At 66.8% G+C, this 3,859-nt stretch carries 4 protein-coding genes and 1 pseudogene; 3 read left to right on the top strand and 2 right to left on the bottom strand.

Features of this window, described 5'->3' with window-relative positions; all coding sequences use genetic code 11:
• The 3 genes and pseudogenes from EOA36_RS29990 to EOA36_RS38545 all read left to right on the top strand — a co-directional run.
• Window positions 1-392 (top strand): TOBE domain-containing protein (locus tag EOA36_RS29990; RefSeq protein WP_127280572.1); only part of this gene is annotated, 392 nt, incomplete at its 5' end.
• A 29-nt stretch (window positions 393-421) separates the two neighbouring features.
• Window positions 422-622, top strand: a pseudogene (locus EOA36_RS38540) (metallophosphoesterase); the annotation flags it as partial.
• A gap of 136 nt (window positions 623-758) precedes the next feature.
• On the top strand, window positions 759-1,232 hold the full coding sequence (locus EOA36_RS38545) for a hypothetical protein (protein WP_245464512.1): 474 nt from the start codon (window positions 759-761) through the stop codon (window positions 1,230-1,232).
• 42 nt (window positions 1,233-1,274) lie between these two features.
• Here EOA36_RS38545 and EOA36_RS30000 read toward each other — a convergent pair whose 3' ends face one another.
• The gene (locus EOA36_RS30000; RefSeq protein WP_127280573.1) at window positions 1,275-2,357 is read right to left on the bottom strand and encodes an ABC transporter ATP-binding protein; all 1,083 of its coding nucleotides are present in this window, start codon (window positions 2,355-2,357) and stop codon (window positions 1,275-1,277) included.
• A partial coding sequence (locus EOA36_RS30005; RefSeq protein ID WP_245464511.1) for an iron ABC transporter permease occupies window positions 2,354-3,859 on the bottom strand: 1,506 nt, incomplete at its 5' end. The genes EOA36_RS30000 and EOA36_RS30005, both read right to left, overlap by 4 nt.

A 3,859-nucleotide genomic window follows, 5' to 3' on the forward strand; every position in this document is an offset into this window, starting at 1 on the left:
CGGCCATGAACATTCTGGAAGGCCCCGTCGAACTCGACGGGCTGTCGCTGCTCGGCGGCAGCCGGCGCCTGGGCATGGCTCGCGCCGGCCTGCCGGTCGGTACGAAGGTGGCGATGGGCATCCGGCCGGAAGCCGTCCGGCTGGTGGCGCCGGGAACGCCGGGCGCGCTCGATGCGACTGTCGACCTGGTCGAGGAACTGGGTGCGGGGCGGGTGATCTATGTCGACCTCGACGGCGCGCCGTTTTCGGTGATGACCTCGGAGGCCGTTCATCCCGAACCCGGTAGCACCGTCGGCCTGAAGATCTCGCCGGACGACATGCACTTCTTCTCGTCGGAGACAGGGACCCGTCTCGATGTCTTCAAGGCTTCCGTGCCCGAGCCGGCGCTTTGATTTCCCAAACGCTCAGCCAAGAGACGCGCATGAAAATCATCCAGGTCACCGACGTGCATCTTGGCCGGCGAGGTGAGCGCCGCTATGGGGCGGACCTGCATCAGCGGCTGGATCGGTGCATCGCGCACATCAATGCGCATCACCCCGACGCCGCGCTTTGCGTCTTCACCGGCGACCTGACGGAGACCGGTGCGCCGCAGAGCTATGCCGATCTGCGCGTTGCGCTTGGCACACTGTCCATGCCGTACAGGCTGCTGCCGGGCAACCATGACCGGCGGGCCAATCTCGTCGCCGCGTTTCCCGAAATTGCGGTCGACGAAAACGGCTTCGTGCAGTCGGTCCACGATACCGGCAACGAGGGTGCTGTTGTTTCTCGACTGCCTGGCGGAAGGACGCATAGAAGGCGAACTGTGCGACAGCCGGCTCGCCTGGCTCGAAGCCCGGCTGGGACAATCCGGCGGCAGGCCAGCCTACGTTTTCCTGCATCATCCGCCGGTCGCGCTCGGCCTGCCGCAGCTCGATCCGCTGGCGCTCGAACAGCCCGAGCGGTTGCTCGGCCTGCTGCGGGGCCATGGCAACGTTCGCCACATCTTCTTCGGCCATGTCCATCGCGACATTGCCGGCACCGTTGCCGGCATTCCGTTCTCGGCGCAGCGCGGCCTACATGCCCGGTTCGAGCTTGCCCTCGACCGATCGAGCGAGATCGTCGAACAGGCGCCGCCTTCCTACGCCGTCATCCTCGTCGACAGCGCCAACGAGTGCGTGGTGGTGCACAGTTGCGATTTTCTCGAGCAATGGCCGATCTATTCAGCGGAAACAGGCGAACGCATCACGGCGTGAGCTGGCCACTTCGCTGGGGTTCAACTCGTTCAGCCGTCGCTCTCAAGTGAAGACATGCGCCTTGCCCGATACAGTCAGCCGTACGATCTCGCCGACCGCCGGTGCGTCCATGCCGGGTTTGCGCAGGATCAGCGGCGTGCCGCCGATGGCGGCGGCGTCCGGCGGATCGGAATTGTTCAGGAGCCGCACCGCGACCGTGCATGTCGAGCCGGCGAACTCCGATTCCGTCACCTCGCCGAACAGCATGTCCGATGTGCCCGACATGCCCTCGCGCGAGGTGCGTTTCAGCCCGATCTGTTCCGGCCGCAGCATGATGCGGACGATATCGCGGCTGTCCGGCGTATCGACCGCGATGCGGCCGAGCGGGGAGCTGGCGAAGCCGCCCGAGACGCTGGCCGGCAGGATGATGGCATCGCCGAGGAACTCGGCGATCATCCTGTCCTTCGGCTTGAGATAAAGTTCGCGCGGCGTGCCGACCTGGGAAAATTTTCCATCCCGCATCACCGCCACCTGGCTGGCGAAGGACAGCGCCTCGGCCTGGTCGTGCGTCACCAGGATGGTGGTGATGCCGGCCGCCTCCAGAAGTTCGGCCACAGCCTTGCGCATCGAGGCGCGCAGGCCGGTGTCGAGGGCCGAGAACGGCTCGTCGAGCAGCATCAGCCGCGGCTTCATCGCCATGGCGCGGGCCAGCGCCACGCGCTGCTGCTGACCGCCGGAGAGCTCGTGCGGGCGGCGTTTCAGGATCGCCTTGTCCAGTCCAACGATATAGGCAAGTTCGACGATGCGCTCGGCGCGCTTGTCATCGTCCCGTCCCATACCGAAGCCGATATTGTCCGAGATGGTCAGATGCGGGAACAGGGCGCCGTCCTGCGCCACCACGCCGATGCCGCGGCGATGCGCCGGAACGGCGGCGCCGCCATTGGCCAGCACCTGCCCGTCGAGCACGATGCGGCCCTGATCGGGCGCCTCGAAGCCGGCGATCAGCCGCAGCAAGGTCGTCTTGCCGCAGCCGGAAGGTCCTACGATCGCCGTGCGGCTGCCGCTGGCGACGTTCAGGTCGACGCCGGCCAGTGCAGCGACCGGGCCGTAATGCTTGTGCAGATTGCGGAGTTCAAGAAAGCTCATCGTCCGGCCATCCGCTTCGACTGGACATAGAGCAGCCAGGTCAGGGGCAGCGACATCGCCACCATGATGAAGGCGTAAGGAGCGGCCGAGGCGTAATCGATCTCGCTGCTGTAGGACCAGAACGCCATCGCCAGCGTGCGGGTGCCGTTCGGCGCCAGCATCTGGGTCGCGGTCAATTCGTTCATGATGCCGAGCGCCACCAGCGCCATGCCGGCCGCCGCACCCGGCGCCGACAGGCGGATTGTCGTCGACCACAGCGCGTTGAGGGGCCGCCGGCCGAGGCTCGACGCGGCGCGCTCGAGCTCGACCGGCGCCTGGGCGATCGACGCGCGCAGGCTGACCAGGGCACGCGGCAGGAACATCAAGGCATATGCGACCAGGATGGTGAACAGGGTCTGGTAGAGCGGCAGGGCGATGCGCACGGTGATGGTGACCAGCGCCAGCGCAATGACGACACCCGGCAGCGAGCCGACAATGTAATTGCATCCCTCCAGAAGGCGCTGCAGCGGTCCCGGCGCGCGGATCGAGATCCAGGCCATCGGCATCGCCGCGACAGTGGCAAGCAGCGCCCCGGCAAGGGACAGGAACAGCGTCTGGCCGAGCGCCAGTCCAATTTCGTCGAGACGCCAGACATCGGCGCCGCCGGCGAGGAGCCAGCGCCCGATGGTGACGAACGGCACGCCAAGCGCCAGCAGCGTGGTGACGACGAGCAAGGCAAGGCTCGGGATGGTGGCGCGGCCTAGGCCGATGCGTTGCTGATACCGCGCGGCACCAGAGCCGACACGGGCATAACGTTCCTCGCCGCGCACCAACACTTCGAGGCCGAGCAGCACGAAGCAGCAGGTCACCAGCACGCCGGCCAGCATGTTGGCGGCCGGGCCGTTGAAGGTCGACTGGAACTGGTCGACGATCGCGGTGGTGAAGGTGTCGAAGCGGATGAAGACGTAGAGGCCATATTCGGCCAGCAGATGCAGGCCGACCAGCAGCGAGCCGCCGCATATTGCGAGCCTGAGCTGCGGCAACACGACACGCCAGAACACGCGCCAGGGTCCGAGACCAAGTGCCGCCGCCGCATCCTCCAGGGCGGGATCGAGGCGGCGCAGCGCCGCCGATACCGGCAGGTAAAGGAAGGGAAAATAGGCGATGACGGACACCAGCACGCCTGCCCACAGGCCGTGCAGCCCGGGCACCATGGTGATCCAGGCATAGGAGTGCACGAAAGCGGGGATCGCGAGCGGCGCCACGCAGAGCCAGGCCCAGAGCCGGGCACCGGGCAGGTCGCTGCGTTCGGTCAGCCAGGCCAGCGTCACCGACAAGATGATGGCGATCGGTACGGCCAGCAGCACCAGCAGGCCGGTGTTGACCAGCAGTTCGCCGACACGTGGCCTGAAGATCAGTGCCGAGACGGCCTCCCAGCCGGTCTGCACCGCGATCCCTATGATGAAAGCGAGCGGCAGCAGCGCCAGCAGGGAGACAGATATGGCGGCGGCGACAAGCCAGGG

It is taken from the genome of Mesorhizobium sp. M8A.F.Ca.ET.021.01.1.1 (genome assembly GCF_003998025.1).
In the GTDB taxonomy this organism is placed as follows: Bacteria; Pseudomonadota; Alphaproteobacteria; order Rhizobiales; family Rhizobiaceae; genus Mesorhizobium.